The 15,427-nt window shown below is 66.4% G+C and carries 11 protein-coding genes; 8 read left to right on the forward strand and 3 right to left on the reverse strand.

The genetic code is table 11. From position 1 onward, the window contains the following. Window position 1: 1 nt before the first annotated feature. The 5 genes from Poly30_RS20425 to Poly30_RS20440 all read left to right on the forward strand — a co-directional run bounded on the left by Poly30_RS20425 (window position 2) and on the right by Poly30_RS20440 (window position 5,234). Window positions 2-865: a YfaP family protein gene (locus Poly30_RS20425; RefSeq protein ID WP_145201610.1), complete on the forward strand. Its 864-nt coding sequence runs from the start codon at window positions 2-4 to the stop codon at window positions 863-865. A gap of 22 nt (window positions 866-887) precedes the next feature. Continuing rightward, complete coding sequence (locus Poly30_RS20430) at window positions 888-2,207, forward strand: hypothetical protein (RefSeq protein WP_145201612.1); 1,320 nt, start codon at window positions 888-890, stop codon at window positions 2,205-2,207. A gap of 115 nt (window positions 2,208-2,322) precedes the next feature. Beyond that, a complete protein-coding gene (locus Poly30_RS20435; RefSeq protein WP_419190419.1) occupies window positions 2,323-3,723 on the forward strand; it encodes a HEAT repeat domain-containing protein in 1,401 nt (466 codons plus the stop codon). Continuing rightward, complete coding sequence (locus tag Poly30_RS28720; protein WP_419190420.1) at window positions 3,684-3,839, forward strand: hypothetical protein; 156 nt, start codon at window positions 3,684-3,686, stop codon at window positions 3,837-3,839. The genes Poly30_RS20435 and Poly30_RS28720 overlap by 40 nt, the downstream gene beginning before the upstream one ends. 105 nt (window positions 3,840-3,944) lie before the next feature. Next, on the forward strand, window positions 3,945-5,234 hold the full coding sequence (locus Poly30_RS20440) for a WD40 repeat domain-containing protein (protein ID WP_145201618.1): 1,290 nt from the start codon (window positions 3,945-3,947) through the stop codon (window positions 5,232-5,234). A 450-nt stretch (window positions 5,235-5,684) separates the two neighbouring features. On the opposite strand, the gene Poly30_RS20445 is transcribed toward Poly30_RS20440, so the two are convergent. From Poly30_RS20445 to Poly30_RS20455, 3 genes are all read right to left on the reverse strand, one after another. Further along, complete coding sequence (locus Poly30_RS20445) at window positions 5,685-7,052, reverse strand: hypothetical protein (RefSeq protein WP_145201621.1); 1,368 nt, start codon at window positions 7,050-7,052, stop codon at window positions 5,685-5,687. 353 nt (window positions 7,053-7,405) lie between these two features. Continuing rightward, window positions 7,406-7,672 carry a hypothetical protein gene (locus Poly30_RS20450; protein WP_145201624.1) on the reverse strand — a complete coding sequence of 89 codons (267 nt, stop codon included), beginning with the start codon at window positions 7,670-7,672 and terminating at the stop codon, window positions 7,406-7,408. Window positions 7,673-8,165: 493 nt separating this feature from the next. Then, window positions 8,166-10,625, reverse strand: a complete 2,460-nt coding sequence (locus tag Poly30_RS20455) for an FG-GAP repeat domain-containing protein (protein ID WP_145201627.1) — start codon at window positions 10,623-10,625, stop codon at window positions 8,166-8,168. A 248-nt stretch (window positions 10,626-10,873) separates the two neighbouring features. Here Poly30_RS20455 and Poly30_RS20460 point away from each other — a divergent pair, with 248 nt between their 5' ends. From Poly30_RS20460 to Poly30_RS20470, 3 genes are all read left to right on the forward strand, one after another. Continuing rightward, window positions 10,874-11,425 carry an ECF-type sigma factor gene (locus tag Poly30_RS20460; RefSeq protein ID WP_419190421.1) on the forward strand — a complete coding sequence of 184 codons (552 nt, stop codon included), beginning with the start codon at window positions 10,874-10,876 and terminating at the stop codon, window positions 11,423-11,425. Beyond that, entirely contained in the window at window positions 11,422-14,124 is a 2,703-nt protein-coding gene (locus Poly30_RS20465) for a serine/threonine-protein kinase (RefSeq protein ID WP_145201633.1), read from the forward strand. Before Poly30_RS20460 ends, Poly30_RS20465 begins: the two co-directional genes overlap by 4 nt. 546 nt (window positions 14,125-14,670) lie before the next feature. Continuing rightward, a complete protein-coding gene (locus Poly30_RS20470) occupies window positions 14,671-15,264 on the forward strand; it encodes a transposase (RefSeq protein ID WP_419190212.1) in 594 nt (197 codons plus the stop codon). The last annotated feature ends 163 nt before the right edge of the window (window positions 15,265-15,427 follow it).

Genomic DNA, 15,427 nt, shown 5'->3' on the forward strand with positions numbered 1-15,427 from the left:
GATGTCACGACTCACCCTGACCCTTCTCTCCCCCATCACCTGTCTCGTTCCGGCACTCCTCCTCGCCACGCTCGCTGGCTGCAGCTCGTCCGACGACGGCGGCAACCAGGACGACATGACCCCGATGGCCAGCGTGGGCAACCTGATCAGCGGCATCACCCTCGACGGCATCCCCGGCACGGTCACCGTGCGCTCGGGCTCCGCTCCCATCGGCGATGCGAACGGCGCCGTCCTCCAGTACACCGGCGGTGGCACCGTGGCCCAGGGCAGCACCGCGCAGACGCTGCTCTCCTCCATCGACGCACTGGACGCCGTCCTCGTGCGCCTCGGCGGCGTCAGCGGCTTCTACGAGATCGCGCTCGATCAGCCCGAGACCGCCTTGAGCCTGCTCCTCTCGCTCTCGCCCGACGCGCCTGCGGGCATGGTCGACTGCATCTACCAGGGACGGCGCGACGGCGAGACCACCTGGGGCGAGCCGGTGACGATTCCGATCGAGATCCTGAACGTCGGCTCCGGCGAGCTGCAGATCAACCTGACCTGGAACAGCGACGCGGACCTCGACCTGCACCTCTTCGAGCCGGACGGCAACGAGATCTACTACGACAACACGACGTCCGCGACCGGCGGCCAGCTCGACCTCGACGCGAACGTCGGCTGCGGCAACGTCGGCGTCGAGAACATCTTCTACAGCCAGGTGCCGCCGGTCGGCATGTACCGCGTGGCCGTCGACAACTACAGCGAATGCGCGCAGACCTCCAGCGACTACGTGATCACGGTGACGCTGCCCGGCCAGGCGCCGACGATCCTGAGCGGCTCGATCACGGAGGCCGACGGCCTCGTGGACGTGTTCACCTTCGACCTGTAGCGGGCGATTCGCGAACTTGGCCATGCGCTCCGCTTCCCACGCAAGACCCATCGTGCTCGTCACCGCAGCCCTTGTGGCCGCGGCCGCGCTGGCCGTGGTCCTTCTGGGAACGGCGCCGCCGAATCCGCCGGAGCAGGGCGTGGCTCCCGGGTCCGCGGCGCACGCAGCGGCGGATGTCGTGACAGCGAGCGCCGCCGTTCTGGCGCCGCTCGCTGACGAGCAAGAGGCGGCACTGCTTCCCGAGCAGCGCGCAGAGTCGCGGGCGGCAGCGTCGACGCCGTCGCGAAAGATGCGCCCACACGCCTCGCCCATCAGCGGACGCGCCATCGACCTGGAGGGCCGCGCCGTGATCGGCGTCGATGTGTACCTTCCTTCCGATCGCGAGCGCTTCGGACGATCGGATGCGAGCGGCCGCTTCGAGCTTTCCACCTCACGAGGGAACGACCTCTTCCGGGTGGCGCCGTCGAGCGGCTACGTGGCCCTCGCGTCGACCCGCGCGGGCTCCCCGGGTGAGGCTTCCGTGGTGGCCACTCGAACGAACGGTTCACTCCGTATCGACGTCATCGACGCCTCGACCGGCATGGCGCTCCAGCACGCGACAGTGTCACTCGACGCGGCGGCCCTGCTCGACGCCTCCGCGTTACACGGGCCAGCGCTTCATCCGATCCCCTTTCAGACGACGAGCGACACGACCGGCAGCGCGGCCTTCGATTTCGTACCCGACCGCGCGGGCCTCACGATCTCGGTGCAGCGCGAGGGCTACCTTCCGGCGACGATCTCGGTCGATCACGACCCCGCGGCGCCCCTGCAGGTGGCCCTCGAACCCATACCGTCCGACTCGGTCCTGGAGGGTCGCGTGATCAGCGCATCCGGGATTTCTGTGGCAGGCGCCGAGATCACGGCCCAGGGCCAATTCACCCGGTCGCGCCAAGACGGGAGCTTCACGCTTCGGCTGGACCCCTCTCTCGATGCGGCGACAGGACCGATGGTCTTCGCCCATCATCCTGTCCACGGACGAGCGCGACTCCAGCCCGCAGAGAGAACGACGATCGAACTCGTGCTGGAATCCCGCCCCCCTGACCCTGTACGCCCCATCCGTCTGGAGTCAGGCGAGTCACTCGATTCCGTACGGGTCGTCCCGCTGGACTCACAGGGAGCTCCAGACCCCTTCGCTCCACACTGGCGGTGTGCCCAGTCGGACGCCGAGGGGAGGATCCCCTTGAACGCCGAGGCGGCGAGCAGCGGCGAGGGCACGCGGATCGCTCTCGCCAAGGACGGGACCGCGCTGGGGCGAGTGGAGCTCAGCGCAGCCGGCGATGCGTGGGTCGTGATTCAGGATTGACGGCGGCGCGAGTGCCTGGAGCCTTGCGGGGATGACCCGGCAGCGGGCATCCTCCAGGGTCCCAACCACCTCCGGGTTCGGTCGCTCTCTCCCTCCGACTCTCCTCCAGCCCCCAATGAACATCCCCCGGCTCCAGCTTCCGCGCACCGCGGCCTTCATCACGATTCTTGGAATGGCGGCTGCCGCGCTCACGTCCCACGCGTCGGCCCAGACGAAGGAATGGCTGAAGGAGCAGCAGAGCTTCCTCGACAACAGCGAGGAGTCGCCGGTCTACATCGGAGCGCGCGCTTGCGCGGAGAACGGCGGCGAGGGCGCCATCGAGCTCCTTCTCGATCTTCTCGGCCTGGAGATCGACCGGGGATTGCCTGCGCCGCACTACCGGGACATCGCGTGGGATTCACTCGTGCAGGTGAAGTCGGACGAAGGCCGCGCGCTGGTCGCCACGTTCCTGAAGGACGCCGATTCGGAGATGGTGCGCGAGTGGTGCGCTGACCTCCTCGGGCTCTACGGCGACGACCAGTACGGAGACGTCGTCGTCGACGCGCTCCGCGATCGCGAGGAGAACGTCCAGCGCGCCGCCGCCCGCGCCGCGGGGCGCCTCAAGTTCGAGCCCGCCACGGAGAACCTCCTGAAGCTCGCCAAGTCCAAGGATCCGCGAACCCGGGGGAACGCGATCGGCTCCCTCGCCCAGATCAACATCGAGGAGCACAGCAACCTCTTCCTCTCAGGGGTCGAGAAGGACAAGGACCCGAGCGTCCAGTGCGCGCTGCTCTCCATGGTGCCGGAACTGCTGCCCGATCGCTGCGAGTCCCTTTCGATCGTGGCGATGAGTCACGAGGACTGGAGCCCGGCGCTGCAGGCGGTGCGCAACCTCGGCGGCATCGAGACGAAGACCGCCATCGACGCGCTCGTCGCGGCGGCGACCGCCGCGCGCAGCCGCATCTCCCTGGAGGCCGTCGACATGCTGGTGCAGCTGACGGGACTCAAGTACAGCCGCCCGGATCAGTGGGCGAACTGGTGGAAGGACAACCGCGAGACGTTCGAGTTCCCGAAGAAGAAGGGCCAGCGCCAGAAGCGCGAGGCCGACGCGAGCTCCGCGACCTACAACGGAGTGCGCGTCGACAGCAGCCAGGTCGCGTTCCTGATGGACGTCTCCTCGTGGATGGACAAGGAGCTGGCGACGCGCCAGGAGAAGCGCATCGACGTCGCGCGCGATGAGATGGAGCAGGCCTTCGACGCCATCCGACCGCCGTTCACATTCAATGTCTTCCTCTACGCGGAGAACATCGAGGCGCTGTCGCCGAAGAAGCCGCTGGAGCTTTCGAAGAAGACCACCAAGAAGGCGCTCAGCTTCGTGGAAGACGCGCGCGCGACCGGACACAAGGACATCTGGAACGCGCTCTTCACGAAATCATGGACGGGCGCTACGACACCATCTACCTCCTTTCGTCCGGCGAGCCGGACGTGGGCTGGGTCGTGCATCCGGAGCACCTCAACTATCACCTCGCCGAGCTGATCCGATTCCATCCGGTGGTGGTGCACGTGATCGGGTACACCGATAAGGAAGGCTATCAGTCGCAGCTCGACCGGATCGCCAGGACGACCGGCGGGGACTCGCGGCAGGTGAAGTAGGCAAGAAACGTGGCGGATTTGGGTCGGGTTCGGTACCGCCAGGATTGGTACTGCCTCTCTGTTTCCGTCCCCTCTCAACGCCTGCCGGCTAGACTGCACGGTCCCATGAAACACGCCGTTGCCGCCATGCCACATCGACTCCCAGGAACTCGCGGATGGATCGCCCGCTCTCTCGCTGCCTGCACTCTCCTCCTGGCGGCATGCTCGACCGAAAGCGGAGTGGAAACCGAGGAGTCCTTCGAGCTCCCGCTCTTTCATTCGATCGACTCCGGTACGCGGGACGCCAGGAACGCGAGCAGCACCTTTGTGGTCCACTTTCACGAGGATCACCTCTACACCCTGTCGGATCGAGTGCAGCGCTGGGACTGGATGACGGGTGCCGAGGTCCCTCTCGACGGAGCGGATACCAGCGAGAACGGACCGACGGGTGGAGGCCAGCTTCACTTCTCCTCGAAGGACGGCCTGGTCGGGCGTAGCCAGGGCGGCCGCGTCTACCCGGGGGCAGCGACCGATCAGCCGCTGCTGACGGCCGAGGGCACCGGCTACCTCAACGTCACGTACGTGGAGGGCTACGACCAGTTTGCGGCCTACGATGCCACCGCCCTCATGTTCCACGACCGCGCCACAGGCAAACTCGCGCTGCGCATGCCGGTCGAGGCGGGCATCACGAAGGCGGTCGGCGGCAAGCGGTCCTACGTCACCGCGCTTCCCGACTTCCGGATCGTCGTTTGGCCCGTCGAGCCGGACGGCCAGGGGCTTGTCCTCAGCGGGCACCGAGGCAAGGTGATCGAGATGGTCTACAGCGCCGATGAAACCCGGTTGGCGTCGGCGGACAGCACCGGCCTGGTGCTGGTCTGGGAGCTCGCCGGTGGCACGGAAGTACAGCGCTTCGAGATCGAAGTCAGCCAGGCAGTCCCAGCGGCCTCCCTGGCCTTCTTTCCGGACGGCGCCACCCTCGCTGGCAACGGCAAGGGCGGAGACATTCATTTCTGGTCCGTCGATACGGGCGAACGAATCTCGACGTTCCGCGCGACGCACCGGGGGATTATCGACATCGACATTTCGGACGATGGCACTCTCCTGGCCGTGGGAACGTCCTGGACCGGTCGCTACGACAAGAACCGGATCACCGCGAAAGAGAACTTCTTCGAAGACCCGAACCTGCTGTCATCGGGGGGAACGCTCGTGTTTGGCGTGACGTCCGTGCCGGTTGCCCGGACGCCAGCGACGAACGGTGCCGATGCCACGCCAGATGCGAGCAACGGCGCCGAGCCGCAACGACCCGCTCGCAAGAGCGACTCGCGTGATCCAGCGCCTCGAGCAGCAGAGGACCCACCCCGCGACGAGCACGGCGAATCGGCGGTAGGTGGGCGCCGTGAAGCAAGGCTTGAATGACTCCAGTAGCGCTGCCACTGACTTCGGGATATCCTGCTCGAGCACGTTCCCTCCTCTGGATGCTTTGGCTTAGACACCTCCAGCTTTCAGAGTGGGGACGTGCGATTCACGCTTCGCGCGTCAGAAGTCGCGATCGAGTGCTGGGCCGAGGGAGGCCGAAAAAAGTGCGAAACACGAGGCTAGGGGCAGCGCGGGCACGATCGACCGGTCGATTGTGACCCGAGACGGAGGTGCGTCGGCGCGCACGACCGCGGAGAGTTCCGTGGTCAGCATGGGGTTGCCCGAAATAGCTGCGCGCTGCCATCGGGTCACAGCTCCGTCAATGAAGCGGCGATGATGCTCAGCGGGGCGGTACGGCTTTGTGGCGGAAGGCAGCCTACCAAGTGGTGGTTTCTTGCCAGGCTGCCTTCCGCCACAAAGCCGTACCGCGCGAGTCCAGGTCACCTCGGCTCAATCCTCCAGAAGTACGCGCGCGATCACGGTGTCGCCCTTTCCGTCTTTGTCCGTGATGCTCTGAACCGTCCAGAGGTCCAACAGATTGTCGCCGTCAACGCACGAGCCGCTGTAGTCGCCCCACGCCACGCCGTCAGTGGCCCCCTGGCCCTCGCCGAGGCTCACCACAGGGCGCAGCGTTCCGGGCTTGTCACCGCTGCGCCGCCACGCAACGCGTGGGCTGATGAACTGGTCCGGGCTCGTCTCCTGGAATCCCACGAGCAGGTCGAGGTTCTTGTTCACCGCCAGGGAGGTCTGGATGTAGCTGGATGTCTCGCTGGCGATCAGACCCGTCTGAACGATCGATCCGTCCAGGCGAATCTGATGCCATTGAACAGCGGCCCGACCGCGGCAGTTCACCGTATGCGAGAACCAGAGAAACCCGCCCTGGAGCACGACGTTCTTCGGACGGCGATCGCCCGACGAAGTGAGCTGGTCCGTTCCCTTCTGGGGGGACTTCGGAGGAAAGCCCACGAACTCCAGACCGTGGGCGGTGGCGCCCACCTGTCGCCACGTAGCAGAGAGGCCCTGGTCGACCCCCGTGTCGCGCGGGTCGATCACTACTTCGAAGTCCAGCTCCACGACGTTGACGATGAACTCCTCCTGCGTGACCTTCAAGAAGTACAGCGGGTTCACCGGGTCCTGGCAGAGCACAGGGTGACCCAGGTTGCCCTCGAAGTGATAGGCCGTAGTGGGCTTGCCCGCTTTCATGGACGCTGTTGGGAGCACAAACGTCTGCTCCTTTCCACCTGGAAAGCTGTAGCCAGTCCAGAACTGACTCGACCCAATCGCCCCGCCGTCCACGCCGCCCGGAGCGTCGATGGAATAGGTGTTCCAGGCGCCTGTCGGATCATCGGTCTCGGAGATCGAGATATTCACGGGCTTGCGCTTCGCCTCGTCCCAGTACACCCAAAGATCGAAGCCGAAGACGCCGTTGTGCCGGTCGAAGAACACCTTCGGGTCGATGCCGTTCCTGAACGCCAGCTGGTGTACGCCGAGGACGTACTCGCCCGCTTTGTCGTAGACGATCAGACCTCCATTGGTCGCCGTCAGAACATGCTCGCCGCCTACTGCGATCTGGGGGTCCACCTGACGGTTCCCGTCATCCGCGCCGTCGAAAACAAGGAGGCCGTCCACCCGTCGAGGGTGCCCACCGAGCTTGCGCGCGGGCACCTCGCCCTCGCGGTCCATGGTTGCGATGCGCTCAGGCACGATGAGCTCCGTTCGGGACGGGGGCGTCTTCACGACCAGAACGGCTTCCTGTGGACCGGTGGTGAGCCATAGGCCTGCGACGATCAGCGACGCGGACGTGAGTGAGTTCAGCATCCCAGCAGCATAATCGCGAGAGGCCGTAGCTTGTGCAGTCGTGGGCTGTACAACGCCCTGCGGTACGCCAGCGGGCGGTACGGCTTTGTGGCGGAACGGATAGGAATTCCAAGCGGGGTGGCACATCAACGCACTTCTCCTGCGAGGAAGGAGGCCCAGGTTCTCTCGCCCAAACCTCGAAGCGCCTGTCCATCGTCTGTGGGCGCCCTGGACGTGATCCTCAGTGGCCTGAGCTGGGAGGAAGTCGCCGGGGATTCAGGGGTGCGCGATGAAGCGAGGTCTGGATCGGCGGGGAGACGTGAGAGACGGAGGAGCGGCGCGCCGCCCCTGGCGTTTCTCTGGATCGAGGGGCACTACGAGGGCCAGATCGGGACCCGCATTCGAGAGCTGGCGACCTCCTTCGCCAGCGTGTCGGCGTTCAGCCCGCGCAGGCTGGAGTAGTCGACGCAGGCAGCGGCTCCCGCGAGGAGCCACATGCCGGGGACCAGCGCCGCCCTTGCGGTAGCGAGCTTCGCGGCCGGAAGCACGAGGGCCGACCCATGCTGATCCCGGGCTTCGTGGTATGGGACCTGGGCGCTGGCCCCTTCTCGGAGCCCGAGGCGCCCCACCAAGACCTGCACGCGTCGAGTTCTGCGTCCGAGAACTCGATAGGTCGACCCTCTTCGTCGTGTGCGGTTGTCCGGAGCGGGACGAGGCGTCGGAGCGCGACCTCGACCGATCCGACGGCCAGGTTCGTGTTCGTGCTCAGTCTTACTCCGCGGTCGGTGATTCCTTCGACCTGGGTGCCCTTCTGGTCGACCAGGACGACCAAGACAAAGGGAACCGGGAGCGGACTCGTCTGGTAGATGACCCGGATGTCCACCCTGGTGTACCCCTGGGAAGGGCTGCGGGCCAGGCCTCGCTTCGACGGTCAACGCCTCGAGGGTGTCCTCCGTGCCCGCGACGCCAGTTGCGCCCGCTGGCAGCGGGCCGAGCACCGCCCATTGCCCACGTCGCGATCCGCCGTGCGCAGGGTCCAGATCAGAAAGAGGCCGGCGAGCCCCGCCACCACGAGCCACTTCCCGTGCGGACGCGTTTTCGCATGGTATCCGCGAGCCCGCCGGCAGGTGAGGCTCAGTAGCCGCTACCGAAGGCGTTGACCCAGTAGGTCACGACCTGAAAGGGCGTCACGCCCGGCTGCGCTTGCCCCGACGTCGCGTCCATTCCGTAGTGGTACATGCAAAGGCCCGCTTCGTATTGCCAGCGGAAGTAGTCGCTCGGGTCCCCGATGGCGCCCAGGGTCCCCGAATACTCGGCGGTCTCTTCGACGGAGACCGAGTACATCGACCCACCGGTCACGGAGGCACTGGAGCCGAAGGACGCGAAGCCCACGCTGAAGTCCGCGTCGATTCCGATCGAGAGCGAGCGCTCCTCCTCGGTCGTTTGCCGCTCCGTCAGCGCGAAGCCGAGACGGGTCGACCCACTCTGGGGCACGGTGACCACCGAATGATCGCGCCAGCCGACGAAGGGCTGCCGGTGCGCGTCCAGTTCGACGAGCGAGCGGTAGCTCGCGGGGTCCCCCACCGTGTGCGGGCGCAGGTCCGTCGGGATCGCGAGCGCTGGGCCCACGACCTGGTTGTAAAGGTCGGCGGACCACTGGTACTCCCGTGTTCCCACCGGAATGCTGAGGACCATCCGCTTCCCCACGTCGTCCGGGTCCGAGGCGCTGACGACCTCGTACTCATAGCCGTGGAAGAGGGTGCCCTGGAAGACCATCACGTCCTCGGCGTGGCCTGCCGTGTTGGTGCGGAAGACCGTCGTGCTGCTGGTGGACACGTCATTCTTCGTCAGGACCTGCTCGAGGGTCTGCTTGACCTCCGCGGAAGCGAAGTCGGAGAGCGGCCCGGTGGTCACGCCCGTGTAGAACGAGAACGCCGCGCTCGTGGTCACGCCAAGGCTGACCTCCTGGGACGTGGAGTTCTGGTAGGAGGTCTCGCAGCTATCGTAGTCCTGATCGATTCCCCCGCGCGTGGGAGGCGCAGTCAGGAGCACGAGCGGGATCGGATCCGCGAGCGTGATCTGTTCGATCCCCGTGGATCGAATGATGAGGCCGTCCCCGTCGAAGTCCCCGACGGCCAGTGACGGGGGATAGACGCGCTGGTTCAGGCTGATTCGTTCCGGAAGCTCGGTCGTGCTCACCGCTCCCTGGGACCAGTCGAGGATCCGGGCCCGCAGGATCCCCTCTCCGCCGATGGCGAACTGACTTCCGACGACCACCTCATCCGCGCCGTCCGCATCGACATCGCCCGCCTCCAGCTTGATCCTCAGCGGGCCACTTGCGAAGAACACGTTGCCGGAAGGGGTCGTGCTCCAGGATGCGGTGGCGGAGTTCCAGCGGTGAGTATCAGGGCGAAACGCGCCGCTTCCGAGGACGGCCACCGTCACGATCGTGTCGAGGGAACCGGGTCCGTCCGAGCGGGTCACGGCGTCCCACGAGCGGTGGAGTTCAAAGGCGCCGCCCAGGGAGTGCTGGCCCCTGTCGCTACTGTGAAGGCTGACGGTTTCCAGCTGGCCCGCGCCGTTGAGAAAGACCCCGCGGATCCCCATGGTGAGCCGCCGGCCACCACCGCTCGGGTTCGCCACCATCGAGACGACCGCGAGTTCCTCGACCCCGTTGCCGTCGTAGTCTCCGGCGGTCAGCCGCCCCTGGATCTCGGTGATGCCGAAGGCCTCCGCCCGGAACCAGTCGCCGAGCTGGGCAAAGGGAGCAGCGGCGGCTGCGTCATCGAACGGGAGGATCCAAAGGTCTCCGTAGTGGGAGTTCTCGCCAAACATGGCGACCTCGTCCACTCCGTCACCATCGATATCCGCGGCGACCGCCGTCACGTCCGTGTTTCGGAAACCGTACGCGGTCTCGAACAGCAGCCCGCCGCCGTCTTCCACGTCGTCGTAGACGCGGAGCCAGCCCGCGTACTCCGGTATGCCGAGGAGCTGGGGCCGTCCTGTGACGAGGATCTCGTCCCGGCCGTCGCCGTCCACGTCCCCCACGCTGAGACGCCCATCGACGCAGTCTTCACCGAAGGGGCGCACGATCTCCACGGTCATGATGGCGGTCGCCGTGGGCGCCGGGCTGTCGAATACTTGAAGGTGGAAGCGATCGAGGGCGGGGTCCTGCATGAGCACGATGAGTTCGTCCTCGACGTCGGAGTCGACGTTGCCCGCGGTGGTCGCGCGTATGCGTCCCGTCGCGAGGACGAAGTCCGTCTCCGTCGCGCGGATCGCATAGGACGTCCCCGCATCGTCGAGGAGGTCGGCGACGCTGTCCCCGGGCCCGCGGTCGGGCTGCGCGATGAAGATCTCGCTTCGCTGGAGAAGACCGACGGTGTCCTCGCCGAGGGGGTGGTAGCCGGGCGGATGGGGGTCGTCGTAGCCGAAGGCGTCGACCGTGTAGTGAAGCCGCTGCAGGAGGGCGCTGGGTGTGGGGCGTGCTGGCGGCTGCAGCTGGGAGCTCACCTGGCAGAACGCCGGCGCTGGCGAGGCGGACAGCACGCCGAGGGTCGTGAGGGCGAGCAGGGGCAGGAAAGGCGCATTCATGGGGATCTCCATCGGGTTCGGGGTCTGTGGGAACCAGGTGGGCGCCCATGGGCCGGCCGGACTGCCACGATTTCGCCAGATCCGCGAAATCGCCCCATTCCTGGCAGTCCTGGCCCGAAGGCGGCGCCTCCCTCCCCATGCGAACGGTCCCACGCACCCGAAGCGCCCCGTGCCGGGGCAGCTGGCGCCGCCCGCCTGCGCCTCCGATCCCGGAAAGGCCCAGGGCGATCCGCACCTATACTCGAGCCATGGCATCCGAAGCGAACCGTCCCCACTTCCTGAGTGAATTGTTCGAGCAGGTCCAGGTGGAGCTTCGTCGGCTCAGCACCGCCGCCATGAACCAGGAGCGCAGCGAGCACACGCTGCAACCCACGGCGCTGATGAACGAGCTCTGGATTCGCCTGCAGACCGGCGGTGCCGAGATGCCCGTGGACAAGGGACCTTTCCTCGGACTCGCGGCGAAGGTCATGCGTCAGGTCCTCGTCGACCATGCGCGCGCGAAGAATCGCCTGAAGCGGAGCGGCGGATGGCGTCCCGTGACGATCGCCGTCGCAGAGGGCCTGGCTGCCGGCGAGGGCGGCGACGGCGAAGAGGAAATCGACGTCGTCGACCTGGACCTGGCACTGGCCGACCTTCGAGAGGTTTCGGAACGCCAGGCCGAGGTCGTCGAGCTCCGCTTCTTCGCGGGGCTCGAGGTGGACGACGTGGCCGCCGCCCTCGGGATCTCGCCTCGCACGGTGGCGCGGGAGTGGCGCTTCGCGAAGGCCTGGCTCCACAAGCGCATGGGAGAGCTGGAATGAGCGGCGCAGAGCGGCACCAGCGCGTCCAGCGGTGGTTCGAAGAGCTTTGCGACCTGGACGATGCGGCGCGAGCCGAGGCCCTGGAGCGGATCGGGGATGAGGCCCTGGTGCAGGAGGTTCGCGGCCTCCTCGACGCGGACGGAGCAGCCGACGGGCTCGAGCGTCCCGCCGCCGAGCACATGGGAGACCTTTCCTCGGAGGCCCCGCTGAAGAGCGATGCGCTGCCCGAGGCGATCGGGGAGTTCGAAATCCTGCGCGTCCTCGGCGAGGGCGGGATGGGGATCGTCTACGAAGCCGTCGCGCGATCGCCGAGGCGCAAGGTGGCGCTCAAGGTCATCAAGCAGGGTCTTCTGAGCGAGGCTTACCTGCGCCGTTTTCAGCGCGAGGCCGAGGTGCTGGCGCTGATCGAACATCCGGGGGTGGCGCGCATCTACTCCGCCGGGACGTCGCCCGTGGACGGAGTCGATCGGCCGTTCATCGCGATGGAACTCGTGCGCGGCGTGAACATCGTCGAGTATGCAGAGGCGCAGCACCTGGACCTCGCGGGACGCCTGGGTCTCGTGGCTCAGCTCCTGGAGGCCGTCCACTTCGCCCATCGCCAGGGTGTGGTCCATCGTGACCTGAAGCCGGCCAACGTGCTCGTCACGGATAGCGGGCAGATCAAGGTCCTCGACTTCGGGGTGGCGCACATCGCTGACCCCGACAGCTCGCTCCTCACCAGCGCCACGCAGGTCGGGGAGGTTCTCGGAACCTTGCCGTACATGAGCCCCGAGCAGATCGTGGCGGACGAGGGGGACGTGAGCATCGACGTGCGTTCCGATGTCTACGCGGCCGGAGTGATCGCCTACCAGCTTCTGTCGGGCAAGCTTCCCCTGGACGTTCGTCGGCGGACGCTCGTGGAGGCCGCCCGCATCATCGCGGAGGAAGACCCGGTCAGCCTCTCCAAGCTCGACACCCGGCTGCGGGGCGACGTGGACTGGATCATGCAAACCGCGCTCGCCAAGGACCGGCGCGACCGCTACGAGAGCGCTGAGGCGTTTCGCAGCGACATCCAGCGCTTCCTCGAGAACGAGCCCGTTCGCGCGCGACCACCCAGCAAGCTGGATCAAGTCGCCAAGTTTGCGCGCCGGAACCGCGGCCTCGTCGCCGGCCTTTGCGCGGCTTTCGTGGCGCTCGTGGTGGGACTCTTCGTGGCGCTGCTGCTCCTGGCACGCACGTCGGAGCTGCTCGAGGCAAGGGACGAGGAGGTGGCCGCGGCCGAGGAGGCGATCCAATTCCTGGAGGACGTCTTCGCGCAGTCGGACCCGCTGGAGACAGGCCGGGTGCTCCTGTCGGAGGTCGCCATCCGTGCCGCCGAACGCTTCGAGAACGAACTCACCGACCGCCCCATCCAGCGCGCCCGACTGCTGAACTCCATCGGAAAGACCTTTCTCGATCTGCAGATGGCCTCGGAGGCGGAGCCGCTTCTCGAGGAGGCGCTGGAGCTCCGCGCAGAACACCTCGGGAAGGAAACCGTCGAATACGCGCAGACCCTGGAGCGCGTCGCCCGTGTACGTCAGCTGGACGGAGAGTGGCAGGCGGCCTACGAACTGCAGGCAGAGGTGCTCAGGATCCGGCGGTCGAAGCTGGGTCCCTCTTCGCTCGTGGCCGACGCCCTCGGCAACCTGGGCGCCTCCGCGGGCAGGCTGGGTCGCTTCGAGGAAGACCTGGAGTGTCGCGAGAAGGCCGTGGAGATGTCGCAGGAACTCCACGGCCCGCTGGACAGCCGAACGATCGGACATCGAATCGGCCTGGCAGGAGTGCTCGCCTTCAGCGGCCGGGCCCAGGAGGCGCTCGCGCTCACGGAGGAGCTCCTGCCGCTCGAAGCGTACGTCTCACCTCCACTTCGAATTCGGCTGCGCGACCAGAAGGCGTTTGCGCTTCGCTTCGAGGGACGCCTCGAGGAATCGCTCGATGCCCTCGAAGAAGCCAGGGCCATCGCCGTGGTCCACTACGGAGAGGAGTCGGGGATTTTGAGGGAGATCGACACGGGTCGCGCCATGGCGATGTCCGGTCTCGGACGGCAGGACGAGGCCATTGCCATGCTGCGCCGGGTCCTGGAGGGAGCGCGTTCGATCGAGAAGGAGGATCCCATGGCGGTGGCCCTCTGCATGCACAACCTGGCCTACGTGATCCATGACCTGCCTGCTCCGGACAACGCGGAGGCGGAGACGCACTATCGCGGCGCCATGCGGTGCGTCGCAGGGGAAGGCGCGGGTGTGGCCGGGTTCACCTTCATGGCGCAACACAACCTGGCCATGTGGCTGGAGAGAGTCGGACGAGTCGAGGAGGCCGAGGTCGAGATGACTGCCGCCTACCTGGGCCGAAGAGAACTCCTCGGCGAGGACGACCACAACACGCTTGCGTCGCTGCGCAGCCTCGCGGGGATCCTGGCCACGAGGAAGCAGCACGCGGACTCTGCGGCGCGCTACCGGGAATTCCTGAAGCACGGCGTCCCCGTGATGGGGCCGAGTTCGTTTCCGATCCAGACGGCGCGCCTGCAGCTCGCGGCGGAACTGGCGCGGGACGGGCGCCCCGACGAGGCGCGCGTCGTGGTAGAGGAAGCGAAGGCGCGCACCTCCGAGATGCTCGATCCAGAGGGGTTCCAGGCGCGGGTCGAGAAGACGCGGGAGGTGATCGAGCGCGAAGACAGGCGCTAGGAGTGCGCGCCAGACCCTCGCGACGGGATGGGCTCTAACTCCGGATCTTTGGAGGAATCTGTGGGACGGATGCGCCTCTTTCGCTTGGGTGACAAGGGCTTGGGGGTTTCGGCTTGGGGATGGAGGCAGTCTGTTGGGCGGCTGGGCGGCTACCAATACAACCAAGGAAGCGGGAGGAGCGGGAGCTTGGGAGGCGCGGCGGCCTTGGGAGACATGGAGAGTTGTCAGGGTGCGAGCTTGGCCCTGGCCCACGCGTTGTGACGGGGAGGCAAGAGTGAGAGGTTCGGGGGCGCGGAGTGCGAGTCGGCCGGTGGGAAAGGTCTGCCGAGTATACTGTTTCAGGGCGGATGGGGAATTTGGCTAGAGTGCCGAGTTTGGGCTTCAAAGTGTAGTTTGGAGGGCGTTTGGGGTTGATGAATTGGATCGTTTTGGCTATGATCTTGCATGGCGAAAGCGCGCATGGGGAGGGCGGTTGTTTTGCAGGCCGTGTTTGGTTTTGCGTTGCCGAAGAAGCGTCGTGGGCCGAAGAGGACCAAGGATTCTCGGGTGGCCCATGGGAGTCGGGAGGAGATGAAGGGCGGTGTGGCCCATGTCACGATCAAGCTGAAGATGGGGCTTCGGTCCCTTCGGAAGAAAGAAGAGATGGCGGTGCTGAGGGCGGCGATTGCGCGCGTGAATCAGGGCAAGCTGGTTCGGATCGTGGAGTTCTCGGTGATGAGCAACCACGTGCACCTGATCGTGGAGGCGGAGAACTCAGGTGACCTTTCGAAGGGGATGGCGAGTTTGAATACCGGGTTGGGGATGAGGCTGAACCGGCTTTGGGGTCGGGTGAGGCAAGGGAGCGTTTTTGCAGAGCGTTTCCATCTGGAGGTGATCAAGTCGCCGACGCAGATGCGGAACGTTTTGAAGTACGTGTTGCGAAATGATGTGCACCACGGGCTCGGGTTGGGGATCCTGGATCCTTGTTCGAGCGCGATGTCCTTTGGCGGTTTTGCGGAACGGCAGGGTGCAACCAAGGTCGATTGCGTGAGCGTGGAAGCGCAGACATGGCTTCTGCGAACTGGATGGACGAAGGGGGGTCAGAAGGGATTGCTCACGATCCACGACCTCCCGCGTGTCACCGGGGTTCTTCAGGCGTAGCTCGCGCCTCCGTGGCGACCCGTGGCGAGCCGTGGGGGAACGGCTTCGCGACTCCCACTCTTCGCCTCCGCGACTCGACCTCTTGCCTGCGTCTCTCAAGGCGGAGGCCAGGCCCAAGCTCGCGTACTTTCATCCCCCCATCCCTCACAGGGGCTCCGCGACC

Origin of the sequence: Saltatorellus ferox (assembly GCA_007751475.1) — a bacterium.
Classification (GTDB): domain Bacteria; phylum Planctomycetota; class UBA1135; order UBA1135.